This is a genomic window from Bradyrhizobium pachyrhizi (genome assembly GCF_001189245.1).
GTDB lineage: Bacteria > Pseudomonadota > Alphaproteobacteria > Rhizobiales > Xanthobacteraceae > Bradyrhizobium > Bradyrhizobium pachyrhizi.
Genome location: NZ_LFIQ01000081.1, coordinates 96,876 through 97,731, shown reverse-complemented (window position 1 = coordinate 97,731; position 856 = coordinate 96,876). Strand labels below are relative to the sequence as shown.

Sequence of the window (856 nt, the reverse complement as noted above, 5' to 3'; positions counted from 1 at the left end):
CTCGGAATATCCGCAAGTGGTGCCGCCGACCGTCGTCGTCACCACGCAATATCCGGGCGCCTCGGCGCAGACCGTGTCCGACACCGTCGCCGCTCCGATCGAGCAGGAGATCAACGGCGTCGAGGACATGCTGTATCTCTACAGCCAGGCGACGTCGAACGGCCAACTCACCATCACCGCGACCTTCAAGCTCGGCACCGACCTCGACAAGGCCCAGGTGCTGGTGCAGAACCGCGTCGCGATCGCGCAGCCGCGCTTGCCCGAGGAGGTGCAGCGCAACGGCGTGACCACGCGCAAGAACTCGCCCGACATTCTGATGGTCGTGTTCATGCTGTCGCCCGACGACACGTTCGACCAGCTCTACATTTCCAACTACGCGCTGCTGCAGGTTCGCGACCAGCTGTTGCGGCTCGATGGCGTCGGCGACATCCAGATGTTCGGCGCGCGCGACTATTCGATGCGGCTGTGGCTCGATCCCGACCGGATCGCCAATCTCGGCCTGACCTCGGCCGAGGTGCTGGCGGCGATCCGGGCGCAGAACCTGCAGATCGCCGGCGGCCAGATCGCCGAGCCGCCGATCGCCGATCGCGCCTTCCAGCCGAACCTCGTCTTCACTGGCCGCCTCAAGGACATCAGGCAGTTCGAGGACATCGTGGTGAAGGCCGGCTCCGACGGCCGCACGGTACGTCTGCGCGACGTCGCCCGCGTCGAGCTCGGCGCGCTGTCCTACGCCACCAACAGCTTCCTGCTGCGCAAATCCGCCGTCGCGCTGCTGGTGACGCAACGGCCCGGATCGAACGCGCTCGCCACCGCCAAGAGCATCTCCGACACGATGGAGCGGATGAAGGCGAGTTTC

General features: G+C 66.2%; 1 protein-coding gene. It reads left to right on the top strand.

The genetic code is table 11. The features are described 5' to 3' along the window. A partial coding sequence (locus AKL29_RS45025; RefSeq protein ID WP_244482144.1) for an efflux RND transporter permease subunit occupies window positions 1–856 on the top strand: 856 nt, incomplete at both ends.